Consider the following 23,059-nt stretch of genomic DNA (forward strand, 5'->3'; position numbering starts at 1 on the left):
CTTTATTGAATTCTACGTTTGAGATCTACTACCCATAATGCCACCTGATTATCAGGTTGTTTTCTAATTTTTTGATAGAGTTCATAGTGCTTCAATGCATTTTCCAGATCCCCTAAATACAGATCCAGCAAAATGGCATAGTTCCTATGGTATAGAGGCTCCTCCGGTTTCAATGCGATGGCACTTTCATAGAGCTCCCGGGCACGTTCAAACTCCCCTTCTTCCCGGGCAAGCATCGCCAACTGATGCATGGCCATATGATTACCCGCATCAACCTCCAGTGCGTGACGATACAGCAACTTTGCAGATTCCTTGTCCCCTTTCATTTCCGCTATACGCCCGCGGGTCACATAGGGAGCACTCAGATTGGGTTCAATATCAATCAACTGTTGCAGATACACTTCCGCTTGCCCCAAACGTTCCAGGTTAAAAGCCTGCAACGCATTGCCGTACAATTGCTGCATCTCTTCAGTTACCACCACTGCCGGTTTAGGAGCCACCACCGGCACTGGGGTTTCAGGTGAAGAAGCACAACCGGCCAACCAGAGTGCAGCCATCGTGGTAATCAACTGGAGTTTGAAACTTTTCTTGCAGAGATACAGGCTATTGCAGAGATTCAGGCACATCAACGGCCACCTCCTGCTTGTTATATCTGACGGGTAATAATTCGCTTAACGCGGCATAGCTTTCCCTGATCCATTGGTCATAAAGTCCCTCGCGGGTTCTGGACACATTCTGCTCCAGCAATTCGATTGCCTTATCCTCAAACGGGAAGGCCTGGTCTTCAAGTAACAGGGCATATTGCTCAAGCTCCAGATCCGACAGATTGGCGGGACGCTCAGATCCGATAATATCCTGCCCAAGCTGCAGATAGAGTTCCCCCATCATGTGATTGGCTGCCGTGACATATTCGCGGATACCGTACTCAAGCGTACGGTTTAACTGAGCCACCAGGGATTTCAAAAGTACCTGTTTACGGGCAAGTGATTTCGCCAAAGGCAGCGTCAACCTGACACGGTCATACTCTTCCTTCTCGTTCTGTAGCAGATTCCAACTTGCTTCCGCTGCCAACGCTTTGCTTTCAACAGACCGCTGACTCCCACCATCCGCTTCGAAACTGACCAATTGCTGCTGCCAATATCTGACGGCCTTGTCTCCTTCAGAATTCCGGGCAATGTCGATCAGTGATTGGTAGCTATCCATCGCCGCTTCAAAAGGACGTGGATATTCTTTGATGTAGCGCTTATACAAATCCCCGGCAGAAACAGCCTCTCCCGCATCCCGGAATAACTGGGCGGTTTGCAGCAGCCCTTTGCGACGGCGCTCAGGGTCTTTTTCCTCACTGGTAATCCGTTTCAGCTCGTTTGCCGCCTGCACCTGCTGACCACTTTGCATGTAGACAAATACCAGCTTTTCTCCAATGCCTTCTGCAAGGGTATGCTGACTAAACCTGCTCCGAAAATTGGTCATCAGAGCTTCCGCTTCATCCCAGTATTTCAGATCAATGGCCCGCATAGCGGCATCATATTGCGCACTGGTTCGTACCGAAGAATCCGGGGTAAGCTCAACTATGCGCTTATACTCGTTAAAGGCTGCCTGGATATTACCCTGTCTTTCGCGCACTTCCCCCAAGCTATAGATGCTTGCCGCAAGGCTATCGGTAAGGCTTGCATAATCTGCATCCTTTTTAGTGCGGAGTTTCAATGCATTTTGATAGGCCTCTTCCGCTTCCATGAAACGATCCAAAGCAAATGCTGAGTGACCTGCCACTTTCCAGGCTGATTTCAGAATAGCCGGCTGTTGACTGCCGGTTGCCACTTGACGTGAAAGCTTAAATGCCTGGAGATAGTGCTCCATTTCATACTCTTCACTCGCCGCCAGCAGCAGTGCGCTATCGCTCCTTTCATCATCGCCGAAGGTGTCGACAAACCGGATCAGCGCCTTAACCCGCTCTTCCCGCAAAAATTGATCATCAGGGGTTTCCTTCAGAGCTTCCCCTAACGCCAGGATGGCGGCATATCCGGCCTCTGCCCGCTGTTCAGAGTCAGTATAGAAATAGGCCACACGGTCGTAGGACTTAATCGCATTTGGCCAATCCTTCAATTGAAAGTAGGCCTCACCCGCCAACATGGAAGCTTGAGCTGAAGCCGCTTCACGGGGATAAAGATCAACCATCATAGAAAAGTAGCCGGTTGCCTCCAGCAGGCTGGCACGATGGGCTTCCCCTTTCTTTTGCGCGGCCAGGGCATAGCTTCTTTGTCCGAGTTCATCCAGATATCCATATAGAACCGCGTTGACATGAGTCTTGACATCTTTGTCCTGACGGCTCAGGTAATCGCTTCCCGGAGCCAGTTCTGCAACTACGGTTTCCTTCTCCTTCCAGGCCAGTGAAGGCAGGCGTCCCAGCTGGTATGCCGCCACTTTTCTCTCATGAAAATCGATTCGTTTGGGTGAGACGGGATATTCGTCGATAAATGCCTGGGACGTATCGCTCGCATCCTGATAACGTTCCGCATCAAGATAAAATTGATAAAGCCGTCCATAGAGTGCCGGCGCCATATCGTCGTAGCTGTGCTTCGCGATGGCCCTGGCGAGAGTTTTTGGACCCTGTTCAGCACTGGCAATCACAGAGGCAATACGCAGGGTATCTGCTTCAACGGCTTCTGCGGAATCCACGCTTCCCCGGGAATCACCGATCGCTTTGAGCACTTCCAGAAACGTATTGAGAGCTTCAGAATGTCGATCCTGCTTATATTGGGACCATCCGGTCATATACAGTGCCTTCTCCTGAAAGCCACTGTTTCTGGACATATCCAGCACTTTGCCATAGGCCTTTTCCGCCTTGGCATAGTTACCGCGTGAATAGCGTAATTCAGCAATCCGAAACCAGGATTCCGGCACCAGCCCTGACTGCGGGTATTGACCGGTGAGCCGTTCCAGAATCGAAAGGGTTTTATCGGTTTTTCCAACATTTTCGTAGGCACGAGCCAACTGATAAAGAATCCAGTCATTCCCCTTCTCCGAAGGATGCTGCTTTAAAACCTCTTCATAACTTTGGATCGCAATATGCCAGATTTCCTTATCAATCATGCCATCCGGGCGTTGTGCTCCAAAAAGATCCTCCAGATTGGCCAATCTGTGCAGGGCCTTTATCCGAACCTCGGAATCCTTCGCTTCCTTGATCAGCCGGGTATATCTGAGCACCACCTCATTCAAAGGCACACGGGGGCTCGTGCGAAATTTAAAATCGATATAGGCCGGCTTCAGTTCACCGATCGTTTTGTCTGCTTCATCCTTGTCTACAATCACGATGGCTTTGTTGCTGTCTGCCAAAACCTGGGTGGACAGACAACCGAGTATGACTCCCATCAGCAACAGCATTCTCATAGGGGAGCCTCCCCTTTGTCGCTTTTGGCCTTCGATTTCTCCAGATCAGCCAGGGCCAGATCATCGTATAAATTAACCAGAGCTAACTGACTCCGTACATAATAGGAGTCGATTTGATCTCTGTGCTGCTTGAGCAACTCAACCCCCTGTCGGGTTAATTCGTTATCCAGCTCTTTAAGTTCAATGTCCAGATCTTGACGAAGATCTGAGTAGAGAGAGGTGAGCTTTTGTACGCGTTCGATCTTGGACTGGAATAGCCCGTGGCCACGCCCGAAGTCATCTTTCAAGCGGAGGAAGTTTTCTTTTAACTGATTCAGTTGATCATCCACGGATTGCATGGTGGTAACGACATCAACTCTGTTCTGTTTGTACTCATCCACGGAATTCCACAGAACCAGCCCTTTTAAACGCTGAATTCTCTGCTCATAGTCCTGCCTCTCCCGTTCGGAGAGCTGACCGGACAGGGACTGCATTTCCGCCTGCAGTTGCTCAAGCTTTTTACCGGCATTCGCATATTCCGGAAGGCTGAATGCCTGGTAATCCTGTTTTTTCTCGGCTTCAGCGAGAGATTTGGCCAATTCATTACGCTCATCCACCAATGCGTTCAGCATACGGGTATCAAGCTTTTTCTGGCCTTTTGCCGCAGCCCCACCAATCTCCTTTGCACGCCGTGTCAGCATTTTTTTGAACACCGTCAACTGGTGAAGACCATCTTCGACCGCCCCCTGCAAACTATTGAGTTGCAATGCTTCTTTGGCTAAGCCATAGAACTCCGGGTCTTCCATCATGAAGTTAACGAAGGCCACCGTTGGCGTGTTGGTGACCAGATCTGTCGCCAGAAACCATTCCACGCCGTTGTTCTGGCGTTTGATTTCCACCAGTGTTTGCAGCGCCCCCTGGGTATTCAACGAGTTGGTAATGGAATCCAGCTGACGCAATTCCTTCTCATAGACGGCAATTGCTTCCAGATAGGCATCAATGGCCGTCGCCCGCAGGTTTTCCTGCTCGTAGCCATAGGCGATCGCCTGAAATGTGTCTGCGACACCGGGAATCACCAACGCAAATTTTTTCGCCCGGTGCCAGGACTGGATAGCCGTGCGATACCGGCCCAAGCCGGCAAAGGCACGTCCATAATCGTATATGGCTGCCGGAGCACTGGTACCGGCCGCCCGGACATTTTTCAGAAACGACAGGGCTTTGTTGTAGTCCTGCTCCTCAAGAGCAATGTGACCGGCAGAAAGCTGTATACGATCATTCAGCTCCAGTCCTTCCAGGGTCTCATCGGTCATGGCCGAGGCCACTCTCAGTGACACAAATGCACGACTGTGATCAGGATCCTTCCGGGCGTAATAAACGCCGAGATTGTAGTAGCCATAGGCCGCCCACAGACTGCCGTCACTAATCGCTCCGAGTACTTTGGCAGCTTCGTTGACCTGATTGACCTTCAGATAGCTGTTGGCAAGATAGTAAAGCGCCTCATCCTTCTCGGGTTTCGTCAGTGTCCGGCCCTTGAGGGCATCCGCATAAAGATTCGCAGCTTCTCTCCACCGGCCCTGGCTATAAGCCTTGCGCCCTTTGAACATCAGCACGGTCTGCTTGACATCCTTTTCCCTGGCGGTGAACTCAAGATGCTGAAGAATCTCATCAACCGTGGACGCCATCCCGAACCTTAGGTTGGTCTCCAGGGCCAGAATATGATTCAGGTTGTGGTATTCATTATCGATGTGGTTGGAACCCACATGGGAGTTCTCAAGCAGCACCAGAGTCTTCAGGTAATCGTTGTTGTAGAAATGGTACAAAGCTTCGCGGTGCAAGAGTTCATCAGCGGCTGCATCCGCGAATACTTGACTGGCTGTCGCCATCAGGATCACAAAGGCAACAGTGAGCCTGAGGGCCGAAACTCTACCAGCGGTCCGAAGGGCTGAGAATGCCATCGCAAGAAAGGCTAAACCGGTACGAAGGCGGGACAATGATGAAGAGAACATCAATAACGCCCCAACTAGTGCTGCATTTCCTTAACCAGGAACCTGGGCAGATTCCCTTTACCGGTTCCGCGCTCTATGCGCAGTTCCAGGAATTTTGATGTTGAGGCCTTTTCAAAGTTCAGATTGGCCGCGTTACGAAAGTACTTATCATTTCCCCCTCGGCCATTAAAGACGGCTTCCACCTTATGCGGCCCTGCCGACAGACTTCCCATATACAAGCGCTGTACACCTCCGCGCTTCAGAGCATTCATTTCCCGTTCGGAGTAAAGATAGGAGGTCGCAAGCTTACCGTTCAGATTCAGCTCAACTGAATCCAGATCGAAGTCAACGTTGTCAGCCACGGACAGAAACACGACCACTTGAGTGTTGGCAGGATACAGAATTTCTTCTTCGAGCTTATATAGCTCCCGGTTGAGTTCAATCACCCTTTTCTTCAGGGACTCTGTTCTCTGCGCTAGGTTTTCTGTGGAGTTGGCAGGAGCAGAAGCAATGACCAGAGATACCAACAACAGATTGAGGAGTGCCTTACTGAGGACTTCCTTGGTGGCAAAAGGAAACATAGGCCATAGCACCTTGGTATTTGAACCGTCTGACATTTTCATGGCGCCATATTACCACTGCTTCAGCAACAAAAGTGTGAACTCCTTTACTCAAGAGAGACAATTCTTTACAAAACGAGACATGGTTAAAACTTGTCGGCATGCAAAAAACGGCGTGATTTATCGAGCGTTGCGGGTCCCGGTGTGAGTGTTACGGGTATAGGTGTGAGTGCAAGCGTGAGCGTTGCGGGTGTAAGTATGAGCGTCGCGGGTGTAAGTATGAGCGCCGCGGGTGTAAGTATGAGCGCCGCGGATACCGGTATTAATGCGGGTATGAATGCAGGAAAAACAAACCGGCACTCTCGTGCCGGTGTCAAAGCGGGCAGGAATATTCACCAAGAGATCACTGATTAAGCAATCATTTGCTGAGATATTTCATTCCCTGCTCAAGCCCTTCAATGGTCATTGGGAACATCTTTTCGCTTAGCAGCTGCTTGGTAATACCAAGGGAACCGCCCTCCCCCCAATACTGCTGTGGCAACGGATTGAGCCAGGCGACTTTGTCGAATTTCTCCATCACTCTCTGCATCCAGACGGCACCTGCTTCGTCATTCCAGTGCTCGATACTGCCGCCGGGGTGCGTGATTTCATAGGGCGCCATACTGGCATCGCCGACAAAGATCACCCGGTAGTCAGAACTGTATTTATGCAGGATATCGTAGGTCAGTGTTGTCTCAGACATCCTGCGGATGTTGTTCTTCCAGACCCGCTCATAAATGAAGTTGTGAAAGTAGAAATACTCAAGATGTTTGAATTCAGAACGGGCTGCCGAAAACAGCTCCTCACACACTCGGATATGGGGATCCATGGAACCACCCACATCAAGAAACAGCAGAACTTTCACCGTATTATGGCGCTCAGGCACCATCTTGATATCAAGGTAGCCGGCATTATTGGCGGTGCTGCGAATCGTATCCGGCATATCCAGCTCTTCCTGAGCCCCCTGACGGGCGAACTTGCGCAACCTGCGTAAAGCGACCTTGATATTACGGATTCCCAACGTGATGGAATCATCCAGATCCTTGTAGGCTCTCTGTTCCCAGACCTTTACCGCTTTCTTGTTACGGGAGTTTTTCTGGCCGATCCGAATTCCTTCCGGGTTATAGCCATTGGCTCCGAAGGGCGATGTGCCGCCAGTGCCGATCCAGCGATTACCACCTTCGTGGCGTTCTTTCTGTTCTTCCAGCCTTTTCTTGAAGGCCTCGATCAACTCTTCCAGCCCACCAAGAGACTGGATCTGGGCTTTTTCCTCTTCCGTTAACTGACGCTCGAATTCCTTGCGCAGCCAGTCATCAGGAATCAGTGCCTCCAAAAGCTCATTCAGATCTTCCAATCCCTTGAAATAGGCAGCAAATGCCCGATCGAACTTGTCGTAATGCTTCTCATCTTTCACTAGGCAGGCACGACTCAGATAATAAAACTCATCCATGTCGGCAAATGCCAGCCGATGCTGCAATGCCTCCAGAAAATCCAGGAATTCCCGCAGGGTCGCGGGCACCTTGGCTTTGCGGAGGGCCATAAAAAAATCTATCAGCATGCTTCTCTCCGGTTATCTTCCGAGTTTCCGCAGATCAGCCACCGCGCCGGGCCATAAATGCCAGTTTCTGCAACAGATGCACATCCTGCTCATTTTTAACCAACGCACCGTACAACGGTGGAATAGCCTGACTGACATCATGTTGACGCAAAATATCTTCCGGCAACTCATCGGCCATCAGAAGTTTAAGCCAGTCGATGAGCTCAGAGGTGGAGGGTTTCTTCTTCAACCCAGGAACTTTACGGACGTCAAAGAAGATATCGAGCGCATCCTTGACCAATTCCTTCTTGATGCCAGGATAATGCACCTCGATGATGTCCAGCATGGTGTCCTTATCCGGGAAGTTGATGTAGTGGAAGAAGCAGCGACGCAGGAAGGCATCCGGCAGCTCTTTTTCATTGTTACTGGTAATAATCACAATCGGACGTGTCGTCGCCTTGATCCGCTCCTGGGTCTCGTACACATAAAATTCCATCTTATCGAGCTCCAGCAGCAAATCGTTTGGAAACTCGATATCCGCTTTGTCTATTTCATCGATTAACAGTACGGCTTGCTGCTCGGATTCAAAGGCCTCCCAGAGTTTGCCTTTCTTAATGTAATTCCGGATATCGTGAACTCGATCATCCCCAAGCTGGGAATCCCTTAAACGGGACACAGCATCATATTCGTAAAGTCCCTGCTGGGCTTTGGTGGTGGATTTGATATGCCACTGAATCAGAGGAGCCCCTAATGCTTCTGCCAGCTCCTCGGCCAGCATTGTTTTGCCGGTCCCCGGCTCACCTTTGATCAGTAATGGACGTTGCAGAGCAATCGCTGCATTCACCGCCAACTGTAGATCTTCTGTTGCAACGTAGTTTTCTGTTCCAGTGAACTTCATTCATTCGTACCCGTCTTTTCTTGCCTTCTTTTCTTAACCTGCTACTTGACTGCAGTGCACCACTGCCAGGTTTCCCAGCCAATTCCCGATATTAGACCAAAGTCGAAGTTTATACGCTGGTCATTCCTGCCTCAACCTTGGCTAAAAGTTACAACTTACGGCTAAAACACATAATTCCATGCAGACAAGTGAATATTGGTGTTTGCAGACCCAACGTAATCTGAATAAGCTGCCTATCTGTGCCACCGTTATCACAGGACCGCCTGTGTCCTGAAGCCAGCACCTTGAACGTTATGAGGAGAACTCCATGCCCGTCTACGAAGACAATTCCCTTTCTATTGGCAATACCCCACTGGTTAAATTGAACCGGGTCACTAATGGCCGTGTATTTGCAAAAATTGAAGGCCGCAATCCGGCTTACTCAGTTAAATGCCGTATTGGCGCCAATATGATATGGGATGCAGAAAAATCCGGGCGCCTGAAGCCGGGCATGACGATAGTTGAACCCACCAGCGGAAACACGGGTATCGCACTGGCTTTTGTCTGCGCTTCCCGTGGTTACCGGCTGGTACTGACCATGCCGAATACCATGAGCCTGGAACGGCGTAAGATCCTGAAAGCCCTCGGCGCAGAACTGGAGCTGACCGAAGGCGCCAAGGGCATGAAAGGTGCCATCGATAAGGCCAATGAAATTGTTGCGACAGATCCGGATACCCATTTGCTGTTGCAGCAGTTTGAAAACCCAGCCAACCCGGAAATTCACGAAAAAACCACCGGGCCGGAAATCTGGAATGACACCGAAGGCAGTATCGATATTCTCGTTGCCGGCGTCGGCACCGGCGGCACCATTACCGGCATTTCCCGCTACATCAAAAACACTCAGGGTAAGGCAATTACGTCGATCGCCGTTGAACCGGCGCTTTCACCCGTCATTTCCCAAACGCTGGCAGGCACTCCGGTACAGCCCGCCCCACATAAGATTCAAGGCATCGGCGCTGGTTTCGTGCCGAAGAACCTGGATCTGGACATGGTGGACAGTGTCGAGCAGGTAACCAATGAAGAAGCGATTGAATATGCTCACAGACTGATGAAAGAAGAAGGAATTCTGGCAGGAATATCCTGTGGAGCCGCCGTAGCCGCTGCCGCGCGCGTTGCGGAAAGACCCGAGAACAAGGACAAAACCATCGTGGTTATTCTTCCTGATTCCAGTGAACGATATTTATCAAGCCCACTATTTGCAGAAGTGTTCTCCGATAAGGAAACTCAGCAGTAAGTTCTGCGCCGCCGGTATTCCCCACCGGCGGCACTTTAATAATTATCCCTGGCTGTATTATTTTTCCTTGCTGTCCTGTGAGGGAAGATCATCTGTATCGGAAATATCAAAATCCTCGAGATTGAACTCATCATCCATGTCAGCCCCTTTCTCGTTGGACTTCAGAATCTCATCGGCCAGTTCTTCCGCCGATTTGTCTTTATCTTCATCGGCTTCAGCAGCCTTTTGATTCAGTAATTCATCAATATCATCCTGAGAACCCGTATCAGTATCTTCCTTTGCACTAGGCTCCTCAGTGTCTTCCTCGGGAGGTTCGGGTTCGGACATTTCCGATTCTTCCAACGAAAACTCCATATCGTCCGTCTCATCTTTGCTGCCCTGTTCCGGCGGCATTTCTTCTTCCTCAACGCTGAACTCCTGCGACTCGTCCATGCTGAAGGCGGGGTTTTCAAGCTGCTCGATCTCATCTTCAAGATCCGGCTCAGCATCTTCTTCTACCTTCGCAGGTTCAGCCTCCTCTTTCTCCTGCTTCAGAGTACGAGGTTCCCTGGAGCTTCCTGAAGTCCGTTCGGCCAGGAGCTTTTGCTCTTTCTTCTTTTTCATCAAGGCCCAGATACCCAAGCCAGCCAAACTGATGACAACGAGCCCTCCACCCACGGCGGCAACGATATACATGATGGTCCGTTTACTGCTCTTTGGCTTCTCTTCCGTGTCTTCAGACATTGCCGCTTCCTGCTCTTCCAGTGCTTTTTGGGCAACGTCTTCCGGAATTGCGGGAACGATGCTTTCCCCTGTTGGTTCTGCGACAGGCTCAGGCACCGGTTCAGGTGGTTTGGCAACACTTTCCGCCAACGCATCATTCATCGATGCAGCACCTTCCGAATCGACCAGAGAGCGATACTCGTTTGGCGAAGCTTCCTGACGAGGAAATTCTGCAGTGATGACATCCGGATCAAAACGGAATTTCCCTCCCGTGGTGGCAACTCCCTCAACCCTTAGATTCAACTCGTACACCCCGTCTCCCTTGGTCGGCTCGATGTCAAGCTCCCAGCGCCCGGTATCCGGATTATAGGGGATTGATTTGATCAGATTACTGCCGTCAGGCCCTTTAACCTTAGAGATAATGGAAGTCTGTTCCGTATCAATGTGGTCGCTGAGGGCATTGACCACTACCCGGTAACGGGTATCCTCGCCTGTCCCTGTCGCCTCCAGGTCCACCGCCATGGGCGCATTGAGAGTGATCAATTGACGGATCTGGCGACGAAATGTCCGTCCGTCACCCAACACACTGACCTCATAGCGGCCAACATCCTTTAACTTGGTGACCTTTTCCCGGAAGACACCATCCGCAGGAGGCTCGCCGTCCTTGGATATCCGTTTGGTGCCGGACTTGTTATCCTCGGTTTTGATAGTGACGTCCACCGCAACCAGGCCCAGGAAAGTGGCGTTTGTAATTTGCTCACCGTCTTCAAAGAAACCGACTTGAAGCTGCAGCTGGTCCCCTGCATAGAAATTGGAAGGCAGCGGATCCATCACCATTCTGAGATTACTCACGACAGTTACCCGGCTTCCTGGAGCCAATTCCGCTTCCAGCTTCCATTCTCCTTCCAGAGGACGACTGACCGTAATCAGGTCATAGCCGACTTCTCTGAACCAACGAACATATTCCGGCTTGCTGTCTACCGTAAATTTTTCGCCTGTCGGCTCGATGATCGCGGTCTGGCTGTTCTCATCAGCCCGGAAAATCAGGGCGGTAAACTCTTCGATACTGGAATCCACGTCAAACTTGTTGTCTTCCAGAGGAATTTCCTCTGCAGGCGCGGCTGTCTGAAGAGCCTGCAGAAATACCTTACTGAGCTCATCGGATGATTCCGCCAGTGCATAAATTCCATTGGTGGCAATAGAGATATTCTGCAGCAGAGACTGGTCAGCATTTTTAGATAGCGCGACGGTATGAATCTTCGCCCCCATCGATTTGAACCTGGGGAGTACTTCGGTCAGTATCCGTTCACGTTCCGTGACATTGGCGCCGGTCGCCTTCGAGATGTCCACCACCCCATCGGTCAGCAGAATAAAATGTGTATTGGAGTAATCGGCTCCAGGCGGCAGGTCTTCCGATGATTTCTCAAGCGCAGCACCGATATTGGTAAACAAAGCGGATGAGCTGATCTCCTTGCTTTTTTCCCGCGCCAGCGTGCGCCACTTTGGCGTGACTTTCTGATGCGGCACCAATTCGTTGACATATTCACCGAAGGTCCAGACACCGGCAGAATTCCCCTCCGGAAGGAGCTCCGTAATCAGATTTAAGGCAGGCTTACGCAGGTTCTTAGGGTCATTTTTCTTCATGCTGCCGGAAATATCGATCAAAACCCGAACATCGGAACTTTCGGGGATCACCATTTCAGCATGGATAGAGGGCATCCAGCATAGACCCAGGACAATGACAAATAGGACCTGGAATTTCTTGAAAAACAAGGTGGTTAGTCCACTCAAGGCAATTACTCTTCCGAAGACATTAAACTCTGGGCACAAATCGCCCGTTAACCGGACACTGCCCGCCCCACCAGAAAGACAGACCATGCCTTACTACTCATTTATAGCAGCTTTTTCGGGGACTACAACGCGATATTTAAAGAAAAGTCTTAAGTAGAAGCTAGAAGATGCTTGATTTTGAAAGAATTGAAACATTACCGGCACATCGGACCAGTTCTCCAGCATGCCTGCATGTCATTCGATACAACATAGGATAAATCAAATCCGGAGCATGGATTTGAAAGAGCCACCGTCCGGCATTGGCCGTCCCTGATACCGCAAAGGTGACTCAATCAGCTTTCGGGATGTGCTAAACTCGAATTGAGCTTATCCCGGAAGCACTTAGCAGTGTGGCTCGATTCGTTCCTTGACGGCCTTCTTGGCAACCGGCTTGGGCTTGGCTTTGGACTTAGACGCCTGCTGTTGACCGCCCCCCTTACCAAGCTTTCCAAGAATGTATTCCAGGGCAAAAAGAAGCCCGATGATGCAAAGAGACCCAGCGATAAACATGCCCGCATGAAGTGCCCTGACTTCATCGTGCTGCATCAGGCTGACCAGAGCGACAATGTACGCCGGTGCCCACAATCCCTGCTCAGGAACGGAAATAGCTGGAGTGAATACAACGACAGCCACAAGAGCACGAAAGAATAGCTGTACCGGGCGCGGCCCCAGACGCTTAAATAGCGGCCAGAGCATAAAATAAAAGACAACTGCCGCCACCAGATAGATGGACCAGGCGCTAAGATAACCAAATTGTGTCAACATACCTTTAATTCTGTTTTTAATTACTCAATACTGTTTGCTGATTAACTATTCTGCAGAACTCTGTAGAGCAGTCGGGGGCTGTTTTATGGAAAACAATGCCTCCGGAAAATCAGCCTTATAGGATATCCACCAGGATCAGTTCTTCCCAGTCCACATCATCACCCAACTCATCTTCACTGATCGCCCTGTGACGAATTGAATGGCCACAGCGCTCGACATGATCGGCATCCCCCGTGTTCAACGGATGCCACACGGGTAACGGCATCCCTTGAGAGCGCAGGCGATAAGCGCATGTCTGAGGCAGCCATTCCAGCATGGACTCGATATTGTCAGGCTTTATTATCAAACAGTCCGGATTCTTTTCAGCCCGCTCTTTATAGCACTTGCAGCGAACCTTTTCTGTGCCCAGAAAGCGACAGGCAACCGCCGTGAAATAAAGCTCATCCGTCTCTTCATCCTGCAGCTTGTGCAAGCAGCATTTTCCACATCCGTCGCACAGCTGCTCCCACTGACCGGCATCCAGAGTTTCAAGCGGCTTCAGCCACCATCTGTCAGGCGTCGTGTTGGACATTTGACCGACTGACGGCAGGTTGAGACTCCTTCGCCTTTACAACTTCCTGCATGTAGTCTTCCGCCGGAGGCGGCATCTGCAGATAGAAGCCCTGTTCCTCAATTTTTGCCAACACTTCTTCCGCATCGGCACGGGCCAACGACTTTTCAGCCGTCAGCAATAAATCAAAAACGTGAACCGGCTTACCGAAATGGGCCAATAAAGCCTCCGGCAGATCCTGCACTCCCTGCTTTTTGTCCACGTAGATGTACATTTCATCCTTACGCGGACTTTTGTAGACCGACACCAGCCGCTTGGAGGGTGAGGACAGATTACTCATGCTTTTCTTTAACCAATAACTACATTCAAATATTTAAACTGCAAACTACGGCAGCATTTTACCACGCCGGCCCTGGCAACCATCCTGACTGGTTCCGGTTTTCTGGCAAACAATTGCTGTTCAAGTAGACGCCTGCTTTTACAGATAGCAGTTCTTCAGATGACTTTTTACAGATTCTAGACAGACCACAACCATTTACGGTTACCCAGTCCTGCCAACCTATAATTACCGATCATCCTCTCCCGTCTGTAACACGTCCATCAGCAAGCTCCCCAGAATATCTCCCCGCCATGTGCGAAGCAGTGCAGGCTGCTCTGCGGCCTGTCCCTTAAGATACCAGTCAACCAGCTCTTCCAGCATGCTGCGGCTCGCCAATAAGCCTGGATTAATACCCTTTTCGGAGGCAATAGACTGTGCCATTTCCCGGACCTGCTGATACAGCTCTTTCGCCGACTTGGGCAAAGGGGGGCGAATCATAACAAATTCGTCGCCCGCTGGCTCTCTTGCCTCATCCTCCTTGACCAGCTCCAAAATCAGCTTACCGAATTTCCTTAACTGGCTTCCCATCAGCTTGGTACATTGGGTGATCTGCCCCAGGGACTCAGGCCTTCGCATGGCAAGCTGGATCAGGTCGTCATCGGTACAGATCCGTCGACGCGGTATATTACGCGCCTTCGCTTCCCTTTCCCGCCAGGAGGCCAGTGTTGCCAATAAACTTTGAGCGTGCTTTCTAAGCTTCCAGCCACCACGCAGCTTCAGATAGTAAACATCCTCTGCAATGGGATTTGCCGCCTGCGCCCCCATCAGATCACCTTCAGCAAGCACCAGATCATATTGCCCACGATCGAGCAATGCTTCCTTCTGTTTCTCAAATAGAGGCAACAATATGACGACGTCCTCTTTGGCGTAGCGAATCTGTTCGTCACTTAATGGCCGCAAAGTCCAATCTGACCGGGTCTCATGTTTTGTCAGATGCAAATCCAGGTTTCTGTTGACCAGATTCTGCAGCCCCTCATTCAGCTCTCCTCCCAACATGGCCGCAGCCACCTGAGTATCAAAAAGCGGCTGAGGCTGCTGGATACCGAGACTGAAGAACAACTCCAGGTCTTCGCCGCAAGCATGCAGAACCTTCAATATGTCAGGCTGGGCAAATATGCCAGATAACGGAGACCAATCCGTGATAGGCAACGGGTCAACGAGATAGACCCTTTCGCCATCATACAATTGCACAAGCCCGGGCACCGGGTAAAAGGTGTTCGTGCGAACAAACTCAGTGTCCACTGCCAGCCATTGGACACTCTTCAACTGGCCACACAGATTTACAAGTTCGGTATCCGACGAGATCCATTGATGCTCGCGAACAGTATCTTCTGACTTTTGGGACATGAACGACATCCGGGAATTTTATAATGAGAATCTGCACCACAAGGGTAATTACAGCCGGTTTCAGATGCGACTAGAAAAGGGACTTCCGGCCTTCCAAGGCATAGCTCAACGTGCCTGCATCCAACATCCCCAATTCACCACCAACCGGGATACCATGAGCAATTCGAGATACTTTCAGGTCAAGGCCCCGGGCTATTTCGGCGACGTAGTGGGCGGTTGCTTCACCCTCAACCGTGGGGTTGGTGGCCAGTATTACTTCCTCCACCTCATCCCCTTCCAGGACGGCTTGAAGCTTGTCCATCCCGATTTCCCGAGGACCAATGCCGTCTATCGGTGACAAATGCCCCATCAGAACAAAATAGCGGCCGCTATAGGCTGATGTCTGCTCAAAAGCCACTACATCCGTAGGAGACTCCACCACGCATACCTGTTTTCCGGTACGCCGGGGATCAGCACAGATCCTGCAGAGCTCCTCTTCAGTAAAGTTCTGACAGCAGGTGCAGCGTTTTACCCTCGTCAAAGCGTCACTCAGAGCTATCGCCAGCTCTGCCGCCCGATCCTGGTTTCTTTCCAGCAAATGGAGAGCCATACGGGTGGCGGACTTGGGTCCGACACCCGGCAAATAACGCAAACACTTAACGAGTTGATCAATACTAGGGGTAAGGCGACCGGACATCAGGTACCGATTCCTCAAATAAAGCCTGATTAAAAAGGCATTTTAAAATTGGGGGGAATACCCATTCCTGAGGTCAGGCTGGACATTTTTTCCTGGTTATTGGCTTCGATTTTACGGACGGCATCATTTACCGCAGCCGCAATCAAATCCTCCAGCATATCCTTATCTTCCTGCATCAGGGATGCATCAATCTCCACTTTTTTCACATCATGACGACCGTTCATCACGACTTTGACCATACCGGCTCCAGATTCGCCCTGAACTTCGGCATTTGCCAGCTCTTCCTGGGCTTTCTGCATCTGTTCCTGAATTTTTTGGGCCTGTTTCATCAGATCGCCCATATTACCTTTTAACATGTCTACAGCTCCCGAATAATCGGTTCTATGGATTGTTCTATTACTGTCGCGCCGAATCGCTGGATCAAGGCATTGACATGAATGTCATTGCGAATTTCCTGCTCTGCCTCCGCTTGCAGTTCAGCCCGCTTCTTCTCCAATTTCTGCAACGGGGAAAGAAAGTTCGCTTCCCCGGCAATAATTTCGATTGTAACGTTTTCGTTCATGAATTCCGACAACGCTGCACGCAACCTGGCTTTATTCACCTCGTTGAAGAAATCAAAATGGTCATGATCGATCAGAAATTCAATTCTTTGCCCCAGCACATCATGCATAACACATCGCTGTGCAAGGCTTCGCGTCATTCCAGAGACTGACAATTGACGCAACACTTCATCCCACGTCAAGCCTTTCAGTTGAGGTTCCGCCGTATTCGAGACCTTGCTGACCTTGGTCACATCAAAGTCCCGCTCCATACTTTTCGCGGATTGCTGATAGGACTCCAGTTCCTCTTCCTGGTTATCCTCGTCTTCGACCTCTTCCTCAGAAACCTCAGCGGAATCTACCGGCGCGGAAGTCTGCGATAACACTGCAGGCGCAGGTATGCCACCATTACCACCATTACTGGCTTCAGATAGCTGGAGAGAGACTACAGGCGCGCTCTCATCAGGTCTTTGAGGCTCGGCGGTCACCTTCTTGTCATAAGAGTCTTCTGTGTAAGCATCATAAGACTCCCTGACAGGGATCAGATCATCATGGTCAGCTTCAAAGTCACCAGGGTCATAACCCGGATAGTCATCCACATACCCACTGGCATTGCTCTGAGTGGTCTGCGGGGTCTGATTGTTTTGCTGAAGCGACGGAGACTGGCTGGAAACCTCATCATTAAAAGGCGACTGCCTATCGGCATCAACAGTTTCAACCTGTTGCCGAGATCCCGCCTCTTCTGACATTTCTTTATCTTTAAAAGACTGGCTGTCTACGAGGGCCTGACCTTCTACAACAGCCTGATCAACCCTTGCAGTCTCGCCTACACTTTCTACTAATTCTGGTGCCTGTTCTACTGATTCTGGTGCCTGTTCTACTGATTCTGGTGCCTGTGCTGCACTGGCCTGTGCCGTATTTGTCAGAGCTTGCGACGCATGAGCGTCCAGCACCTGAGTGCCCGATGCCTGGACCGCAGGTGTGTGGTGATCACCTACTCCAACCGACTGCTGCTCTGGGCGGCCGTCATGCTCAACTTTAGCGCGAGGTTGTTCTGCGGCGGACGCAGCGGCTGCTTCCAGCACTTCGGTGCCATTTGTCTCTGGACTACGTGTCTCTGTGCTACGTGTCTCTGTGCTGCGTGTCTCAGTGCTATGTGCCTCAGAGCTGCGTGCCTCTGCACTAGGTACTTCTGTACTGGGCGCTTCCTGGCTTGCCTCATCCGTTTTGGTGAAATTTTCCTGCGTCGCTATAGCTGCCGCCCCGGAAGCACCATTTGATTCAACAGTCGCCTCAGGCATAGCCGCGTGAAGTCTGGACTCTGTATTTTCTTTAGGTGGAAGCGGGGTGACTGAAGGTGCCGGGTCACTCTCCTTGTCAGCGCTGGAAGGCCCTGTATTCGTTCCAGTGGAAGGTCCGGAATGAATTTCCCTCCCGGATTGAGCGTTGGGCCGGAAACTCACCATTCTCAACAGTGCCATTTCGAAACCAACCCGCGGATCAGGAGCAAGTGCAAGGTCCTTACGGCTGGTCAGGGCAATCTGGTAAAACAACTGGGTGTCCTCAGCTGCCAACTGTCTGGCTAATGCCACCACCTGCTGCTGATCCCCAAAGCTGTTATCTATCGCACCGGGAACGGCCTGCTCTATGGCCACACGGTGCAGAAGTTCCGCAATTGCCTGCAATATATAGGCATAGTCCGGTGAAAATTCCGCCATATGCTGAACTTTTGACAACATACCGCCGGTGTCGGACGAAGCAACGAGCTGTAGCAGTTCAACAACCACATGCTTCTCGATCGTTCCGAGCATTTCGATAACATCTTTGGCTTTAATTTCACCGTTACCGAATGCAATCGCCTGGTCAGTCAGACTCAGCGCATCCCGCATACTGCCTTCTGCAGCCTTGGCCAGCTCCCATAACGCCGCCTCTTCTGACGGCACCTGCTCGGCACCGAGTACATGAGACAGATGTTTTACGATTCTTTCAGGAGAAAGATTCTTCAGATTGAACTGCAGGCAGCGGGACAAAATCGTCACTGGCAGCTTCTGTGGATCTGTGGTGGCCAACAGGAATTTGATATGGGGAGGAGGCTCCTCGAGTGTTTTCAACAATGCATTGAAACTCGAGTTGGAAAGCATGTGCACCTCATCGATGAGGTAGATCTTATAGCGCCCTCTTGTAGGGGCATATTGCACATTGTCCAGAAGCTCTCGCATATCCTCCACTTTGGTTCTGGAGGCAGCGTCAATTTCAATCAGGTCAACAAAGCGCCCTTCAGTAATTTCTGTACACACGGCACATTCGCCACAGGGCTGGCTGGTGATTCCTGTCTCACAGTTGAGGCTTTTGGCAAAGATTCTCGCCACGGTGGTCTTACCAACACCACGAGTGCCCGTGAACAGATAGGCATGATGCAATCGATCCTGATTCAGCGCATTCCCCAAGGCCTTGAGAACGTGCTCCTGGCCGACCATTTCCTGGAAATTCTGGGGGCGCCACTTCCGGGCGAGAACTTGATACGACATGCGATTTAAATTACCGAAGAAGAGGCTTAACCGTAAAAAGCGTAACCTTAGCATGCGGGCCCGAATCTGTCACCGAAGTGATTCTAACTCCGCGAATTTTTCATTCATGAGAAGCAAGTTCATACATAAAGAGCAAGTTCATAACATCAGGAACAAGTTCAGATATCAGCCGCAAGTCGAGCTTACATCGAAGGGCATAAAGGTTTAGACTTCGCGCCCCTTAGGAAAACAATCTGTATGGAAGGATTCCATGTCTTTGAAATCATATTTGCTTCAAGCTATTGCAGTACCTGCAACCCTGTTCGCCACCTCAGCACTTGCCGAAGTCGCTTATTTCGAATTCACCGACACCGATGCCGAGCACACCTTTGTCATACAATTAACGGACAAAGCAAAAATCCAACAGGCACGGGATATTCTGGAGAACGGTCAGACCGACTTCTATCACGTGATGGGCTATATCACCCCGTCCCAGACACCCTACAACGCCAGCTGGCAATATCATTTGGACACGGACACGATCAGTTTCTTCGAGTTCGCCATAGAAGTTTGCGATGCCTCAATGGAATATGTGCAATTGCACCTGGATGAGGTTGGTGGTGCATTTTTGCCTGGCAATATGTGGTGTCCGTGGAGCTCCAAGCTCGTGAAGGAAATTCAGTATCCTTCCCAACAGCAAATGTAGCGAAATCACCCGCCAAACCAACTCCGGGAGCATGTCTCCCGGATCTCTTCCAACCGAGAAAATAAGCATGAAGAAAGAAACACGCTCAACGAATATAGATCCACGGAATCACAATAGAATTTAAGAGCGTAGAAGTAGAGAGATCTGGGAATAAAGAAGACTTGGAAATCTAGAAGAAAAGCATTTGAAATGGAGGTGAACCCTACCAGCCACACCCCGGCGCCCGAGTCCTCCGCTGTGGCTGCTCCCTTCCGGGTCTGACCAGGTTCGCGGTCTATCGTCGCGAGGGGACCGGCAAGGCCCACCATAGAACTGACAAGGATTGCTCGTCAGGAGGCGCGCATCATAGCAAAGAGCATCCGGAGGCTCAAGCTTTTATCCGGGATGTTTATGGATTACCGCAGGTTGTATAAAACCTGTACTATCAACCCTTTATAATCCCCTGCTTTTTAACTATTTACGCTTGGATTCCACTCTGCGGATAAACTCTTCAAAAATGATCCGGTAGAGTTCGTCTCCCAAATATTTGTCCTCAACGCCAGACTCGATACTGGGATTATCATTCACTTCAATGACAGCGGCTCTATCCCCGGCCTGTTTGACATCGACTCCATACAATCCCTTGCCTATCAGATTGGCCGCTTTCACTGCCGCATTAAGAACCACCTTGGGCACTTCGTAGGTTGGCAGAGTATCCCAGGCTCCGGAGTCTGTCGCGCCATCGCCATGGTGATAAATCTGCCAATGGTTTCTTGCCATATAGTACTTACAGGCATAAATTGGCTTGCCATTAAGCACCCCTACCCGCCAATCAAAATCCGTAAACATGAACTCCTGGGCCAGAAGCAGAGCCGATTGCTTGAACAGCGATGCAGACTTAGCCGCGAGATCTTCAGCATTCTCGGCTTTGACCACTCCACGAGAGAAAGAACCATCGGGAATTTTCAACACCAATGGGAATCCCAACTCTTCGCCAGCTTTCTTTAATTGATTGGGATCACCCTTGCTAAGAATCAATGTTTTCGGCGTGGGGACTTTGTGAGTATTCAACAAGTCAGCCAGATAGACTTTGTTGGTACACCGCATGATCGAGGTGCTGTCATCCATCACTATCAGCCCTTCCGCCTCCGCCTTTTTGGAAAACTTAAAGGTATGGTGATCGATGGCCGTGGTCTCCCGGATAAACAGCATGTCATATTCCGGTACCCGTTGATAATCCTTGGGCTCCAGCATGTCCACGGCAATTCCCATTTGCTTGCCGACCTTCACCATTTTCTTTAAAGCCTGACTGTCGCTGGGAGGAAATTCTTCTGCAGGATTAACCAGTATTCCCATATCGTAGCGATATTTTTTGCGTTCTTTGGGTTTTCGCCAGACTTTTTGGCTAAAACTATCGAGCGCGTCAGCAAATTGGGTTTGCTGCGTTTCGTCCAACCCTTTTGGGCTGACGGGTCGGATTCCTGCAATCTTCCAGCTACTCTTATACTCCAACTGAATTTCAGTCACCGGACAGGCAAAGCGCTCAAATATCAGAGACGCCAAACCATCCAGCTCCTTGTTTCCGGTAGTGCCGAAATAGGATTTGAACAGCATTTGGTTGGATTCTGTCTTGGGAATCTTCCGAAACGCGCCGGCAACTGCAGGGTCTGCCATTTCGAATGCCATGGAGTACAGAATCCGCTTTTCCAAATCATTAAGAGTGCGAACTGAGGGAATCACATGATGCCCCCGAGCTTCAGCCAACAGGGAGCAGTAATACCCCTTACTCAGGTACTTATAGCTGCGACAGAGGTTAATGACACGAACCCTGCCGTTCCTGCTCGCAGGCATCGCCAGGTAATCATCAAAAGTAACAACATCTTCACTTGGGTAATAAGGTGTCCAGTCTTTGAGGGACTCCACCACGATATAAAGCCGGGACATAGGGACGTGTAGCTCGCAAATAGTTCCAAAATTAACATGAAATTTCTAAGCTCTTGCAGCTTAGTGCTACTGTTGTTCCACCCAATAAAGCTATAGAGTAGCGCTCTTTTCCTGAGCCGTTTTCTTTGGCAGCTGGCGGACCCGGAGCGGAATGGCAGAATGTCCAGATTAGAGCTAAGTTTTGCTGATAATCCTGCAGCTGTCTACTGTAGAAATATCGCTTGAGTCGCAACAGGAAAAACCATCATTATTCTCACAGATACCACTGTCTATCCGGTTTACGTTTTTGAGGCGCACAATGTCCAAATCCTCTATTGCTACGGCCACTCGATCTACCCCTGAATATCGTCTGGCCGGCCTCGAAGACCTTGACGCACTGGTTACTTTGGAAAACCAGTGCTTCCAGACAGATCGCCTGAGCCGCCGCAGTTTCAAGCACCTTCTCAAAGCCGATTCCGCCATTCTGCATATTGCAGAGATCGATAACAGGATCAGCGCCTACATCATCACGCTATTCCACCGCGGCACCAGTCTGGCGCGCCTTTACAGCATAGCCGCTCATCCGGACTGCCGTGGCTACGGTTTGGCCCGGAAATTAATTGAGCTTTCAGAACAAACAGCGATTGAACGCCGCTGCATCTTCATGCGATTGGAAGTGCGAACCGACAACCTGGAAGCCATTCGATTGTATGAGAAGCTGGGCTATCAGCAATTCGGTATCTACCATGACTATTACGAAGATCACTTTGATGCACTACGGTATCAAAAGCAGATCAAGCGTTTCGCACCTCCCGAGCCGAGCCTGCAAGTCCCTTATTATGAACAGAGTACCGATTTCACCTGTGGCCCGGCATCCTTGATGATGACCATGGCCACCCTGGATCCCGAATTCCAGCCCAGCCCGGCAGAAGAACTGCAAATATGGCGTGAAGCCACCACTATCTATATGACCTCCGGACATGGCGGCTGCGGACCTCACGGTCTTGCAATAGCAGCCCATCGCAGAGGTTTTACGGCAGAAGTCTATGTGACCCAGGAAGGCCCATTGTTTACTGAAGGTGTTCGCATCCAGGAAAAGAAAGAGGTGCTGAAACTCGTTCATGAAAGTTTTGTCGAACAGCTTCACAAGTACCATATCCCCATCCACTATAAAGCGATCACCCAGGACGATATCGAGCAGGCGCTGGGTCGCCATCAACTTCCCCTCGTGATGATCAGCACGTATCATTTCGACCGGAAAAAAGCACCACACTGGGTGGCAGTTACCGCAATGGACGAGGATTTTGTTTACATACACGACCCGGATGTGGACACAGACGATCATCAACGCCCGATTGATAACCAGTATATTCCGATATCCAGAGCTCAATTCGACCGCATGTCCCAGTTTGGACAAAGCAGGTTGCGAACAGCCATCATTGTCGGGCGCGATGAGCATTCCACCAAGAAAGGACCCTGACGGGTTTTAGCTGTTTTA

Annotated in this window: 19 protein-coding genes and 1 other RNA gene; 4 read left to right on the forward strand and 16 right to left on the reverse strand. The window is 50.5% G+C overall.

Annotation, left to right across the window (positions count from 1 at the left end; all coding sequences use genetic code 11):
• Positions 1-2: 2 nt before the first annotated feature.
• The 4 genes from BTA51_RS10850 to BTA51_RS10865 are packed head-to-tail and all read right to left on the reverse strand — an operon-like array spanning position 3 to position 5,974.
• The gene (locus tag BTA51_RS10850; RefSeq protein WP_094707467.1) at positions 3-626 is read right to left on the reverse strand and encodes a tetratricopeptide repeat protein; all 624 of its coding nucleotides are present in this window, start codon (positions 624-626) and stop codon (positions 3-5) included.
• Positions 604-3,387 carry a tetratricopeptide repeat protein gene (locus BTA51_RS10855; protein WP_094707468.1) on the reverse strand — a complete coding sequence of 928 codons (2,784 nt, stop codon included), beginning with the start codon at positions 3,385-3,387 and terminating at the stop codon, positions 604-606. Before BTA51_RS10855 ends, BTA51_RS10850 begins: the two co-directional genes overlap by 23 nt.
• Entirely contained in the window at positions 3,384-5,372 is a 1,989-nt protein-coding gene (locus BTA51_RS10860) for a lipopolysaccharide assembly protein LapB (protein WP_094707469.1), read from the reverse strand. The genes BTA51_RS10855 and BTA51_RS10860 overlap by 4 nt, the downstream gene beginning before the upstream one ends.
• A gap of 14 nt (positions 5,373-5,386) precedes the next feature.
• Complete coding sequence (locus tag BTA51_RS10865) at positions 5,387-5,974, reverse strand: hypothetical protein (protein WP_246840997.1); 588 nt, start codon at positions 5,972-5,974, stop codon at positions 5,387-5,389.
• A 195-nt stretch (positions 5,975-6,169) separates the two neighbouring features.
• On the opposite strand from BTA51_RS10865, the gene BTA51_RS30150 reads away from it, so the two are divergent.
• A complete protein-coding gene (locus BTA51_RS30150; RefSeq protein ID WP_168188130.1) occupies positions 6,170-6,325 on the forward strand; it encodes a hypothetical protein in 156 nt (51 codons plus the stop codon).
• Between the two features lie 4 nt (positions 6,326-6,329).
• Here BTA51_RS30150 and BTA51_RS10870 read toward each other — a convergent pair whose 3' ends face one another.
• Both BTA51_RS10870 and BTA51_RS10875 read right to left on the reverse strand, forming a co-directional pair.
• Positions 6,330-7,508, reverse strand: coding sequence for a VWA domain-containing protein (locus BTA51_RS10870; protein WP_094707471.1), 1,179 nt, complete (start codon positions 7,506-7,508; stop codon positions 6,330-6,332).
• A gap of 34 nt (positions 7,509-7,542) precedes the next feature.
• A complete protein-coding gene (locus tag BTA51_RS10875; RefSeq protein WP_094707472.1) occupies positions 7,543-8,385 on the reverse strand; it encodes a MoxR family ATPase in 843 nt (280 codons plus the stop codon).
• A gap of 307 nt (positions 8,386-8,692) precedes the next feature.
• On the opposite strand from BTA51_RS10875, the gene cysK reads away from it, so the two are divergent.
• Positions 8,693-9,658 carry a cysteine synthase A gene (gene cysK, locus BTA51_RS10880; RefSeq protein WP_094707473.1) on the forward strand — a complete coding sequence of 322 codons (966 nt, stop codon included), beginning with the start codon at positions 8,693-8,695 and terminating at the stop codon, positions 9,656-9,658.
• Positions 9,659-9,715: 57 nt separating this feature from the next.
• Here cysK and BTA51_RS10885 read toward each other — a convergent pair whose 3' ends face one another.
• The 8 genes from BTA51_RS10885 to dnaX all read right to left on the reverse strand — a co-directional run bounded on the left by BTA51_RS10885 (position 9,716) and on the right by dnaX (position 18,974).
• On the reverse strand, positions 9,716-12,151 hold the full coding sequence (locus BTA51_RS10885; RefSeq protein WP_246840998.1) for a vWA domain-containing protein: 2,436 nt from the start codon (positions 12,149-12,151) through the stop codon (positions 9,716-9,718).
• Between the two features lie 381 nt (positions 12,152-12,532).
• The gene (locus tag BTA51_RS10890; protein WP_094707475.1) at positions 12,533-12,955 is read right to left on the reverse strand and encodes a hypothetical protein; all 423 of its coding nucleotides are present in this window, start codon (positions 12,953-12,955) and stop codon (positions 12,533-12,535) included.
• A 115-nt stretch (positions 12,956-13,070) separates the two neighbouring features.
• Positions 13,071-13,526, reverse strand: a complete 456-nt coding sequence (locus tag BTA51_RS10895; RefSeq protein ID WP_094707476.1) for a YcgN family cysteine cluster protein — start codon at positions 13,524-13,526, stop codon at positions 13,071-13,073.
• Complete coding sequence (locus BTA51_RS10900) at positions 13,507-13,845, reverse strand: YcgL domain-containing protein (protein WP_094707477.1); 339 nt, start codon at positions 13,843-13,845, stop codon at positions 13,507-13,509. Before BTA51_RS10900 ends, BTA51_RS10895 begins: the two co-directional genes overlap by 20 nt.
• A 225-nt stretch (positions 13,846-14,070) precedes the next feature.
• Complete coding sequence (gene rnd, locus BTA51_RS10905; RefSeq protein WP_094707478.1) at positions 14,071-15,231, reverse strand: ribonuclease D; 1,161 nt, start codon at positions 15,229-15,231, stop codon at positions 14,071-14,073.
• Positions 15,232-15,301: 70 nt separating this feature from the next.
• Positions 15,302-15,907, reverse strand: coding sequence for a recombination mediator RecR (gene recR, locus BTA51_RS10910; RefSeq protein ID WP_094707479.1), 606 nt, complete (start codon positions 15,905-15,907; stop codon positions 15,302-15,304).
• A gap of 29 nt (positions 15,908-15,936) precedes the next feature.
• Entirely contained in the window at positions 15,937-16,263 is a 327-nt protein-coding gene (locus tag BTA51_RS10915) for a YbaB/EbfC family nucleoid-associated protein (protein WP_094707480.1), read from the reverse strand.
• Positions 16,264-16,265: 2 nt separating this feature from the next.
• Positions 16,266-18,974, reverse strand: coding sequence for a DNA polymerase III subunit gamma/tau (gene dnaX / locus BTA51_RS10920; RefSeq protein WP_094707481.1), 2,709 nt, complete (start codon positions 18,972-18,974; stop codon positions 16,266-16,268).
• A 250-nt stretch (positions 18,975-19,224) separates the two neighbouring features.
• On the opposite strand from dnaX, the gene BTA51_RS10925 reads away from it, so the two are divergent.
• A complete protein-coding gene (locus BTA51_RS10925) occupies positions 19,225-19,659 on the forward strand; it encodes a calmodulin-binding protein (RefSeq protein ID WP_210404811.1) in 435 nt (144 codons plus the stop codon).
• Positions 19,660-19,859: 200 nt separating this feature from the next.
• Here the strand turns inward: BTA51_RS10925 and ffs are convergent.
• Both ffs and BTA51_RS10935 read right to left on the reverse strand, forming a co-directional pair.
• Positions 19,860-19,956, reverse strand: an RNA gene (ffs, locus tag BTA51_RS10930) — signal recognition particle sRNA small type.
• A gap of 156 nt (positions 19,957-20,112) precedes the next feature.
• Positions 20,113-21,582, reverse strand: a complete 1,470-nt coding sequence (locus tag BTA51_RS10935) for a RimK family protein (protein WP_094707482.1) — start codon at positions 21,580-21,582, stop codon at positions 20,113-20,115.
• A gap of 298 nt (positions 21,583-21,880) precedes the next feature.
• Between BTA51_RS10935 and BTA51_RS10940 the strand changes: the two genes are divergently transcribed.
• Positions 21,881-23,041, forward strand: coding sequence for a GNAT family N-acetyltransferase/peptidase C39 family protein (locus tag BTA51_RS10940; RefSeq protein ID WP_094707483.1), 1,161 nt, complete (start codon positions 21,881-21,883; stop codon positions 23,039-23,041).
• Positions 23,042-23,059 lie beyond the last annotated feature (18 nt).

The sequence above is a fragment of the Hahella sp. CCB-MM4 genome (assembly GCF_002260525.1).
In the GTDB taxonomy this organism is placed as follows: Bacteria; Pseudomonadota; Gammaproteobacteria; order Pseudomonadales; family Oleiphilaceae; genus Hahella.

Coding starts and splice junctions, on each gene's coding strand:
- BTA51_RS10850 (WP_094707467.1), bottom strand. CDS start 626: ATGTGCCTGAATCTCTGCAATAGCCTGTATCTCTGCAAGAAAAGTTTC.
- BTA51_RS10855 (WP_094707468.1), bottom strand. CDS start 3,387: ATGAGAATGCTGTTGCTGATGGGAGTCATACTCGGTTGTCTGTCCACC.
- BTA51_RS10860 (WP_094707469.1), bottom strand. CDS start 5,372: ATGTTCTCTTCATCATTGTCCCGCCTTCGTACCGGTTTAGCCTTTCTT.
- BTA51_RS10865 (WP_246840997.1), bottom strand. CDS start 5,974: ATGAAAATGTCAGACGGTTCAAATACCAAGGTGCTATGGCCTATGTTT.
- BTA51_RS30150 (WP_168188130.1), top strand. CDS start 6,170: ATGAGCGTCGCGGGTGTAAGTATGAGCGCCGCGGGTGTAAGTATGAGC.
- BTA51_RS10870 (WP_094707471.1), bottom strand. CDS start 7,508: ATGCTGATAGATTTTTTTATGGCCCTCCGCAAAGCCAAGGTGCCCGCG.
- BTA51_RS10875 (WP_094707472.1), bottom strand. CDS start 8,385: ATGAAGTTCACTGGAACAGAAAACTACGTTGCAACAGAAGATCTACAG.
- cysK (WP_094707473.1), top strand. CDS start 8,693: ATGCCCGTCTACGAAGACAATTCCCTTTCTATTGGCAATACCCCACTG.
- BTA51_RS10890 (WP_094707475.1), bottom strand. CDS start 12,955: ATGTTGACACAATTTGGTTATCTTAGCGCCTGGTCCATCTATCTGGTG.
- BTA51_RS10895 (WP_094707476.1), bottom strand. CDS start 13,526: ATGTCCAACACGACGCCTGACAGATGGTGGCTGAAGCCGCTTGAAACT.
- BTA51_RS10900 (WP_094707477.1), bottom strand. CDS start 13,845: ATGAGTAATCTGTCCTCACCCTCCAAGCGGCTGGTGTCGGTCTACAAA.
- rnd (WP_094707478.1), bottom strand. CDS start 15,231: ATGTCCCAAAAGTCAGAAGATACTGTTCGCGAGCATCAATGGATCTCG.
- recR (WP_094707479.1), bottom strand. CDS start 15,907: ATGTCCGGTCGCCTTACCCCTAGTATTGATCAACTCGTTAAGTGTTTG.
- BTA51_RS10915 (WP_094707480.1), bottom strand. CDS start 16,263: ATGTTAAAAGGTAATATGGGCGATCTGATGAAACAGGCCCAAAAAATT.
- dnaX (WP_094707481.1), bottom strand. CDS start 18,974: ATGTCGTATCAAGTTCTCGCCCGGAAGTGGCGCCCCCAGAATTTCCAG.
- BTA51_RS10925 (WP_210404811.1), top strand. CDS start 19,225: ATGTCTTTGAAATCATATTTGCTTCAAGCTATTGCAGTACCTGCAACC.
- BTA51_RS10935 (WP_094707482.1), bottom strand. CDS start 21,582: ATGTCCCGGCTTTATATCGTGGTGGAGTCCCTCAAAGACTGGACACCT.
- BTA51_RS10940 (WP_094707483.1), top strand. CDS start 21,881: ATGTCCAAATCCTCTATTGCTACGGCCACTCGATCTACCCCTGAATAT.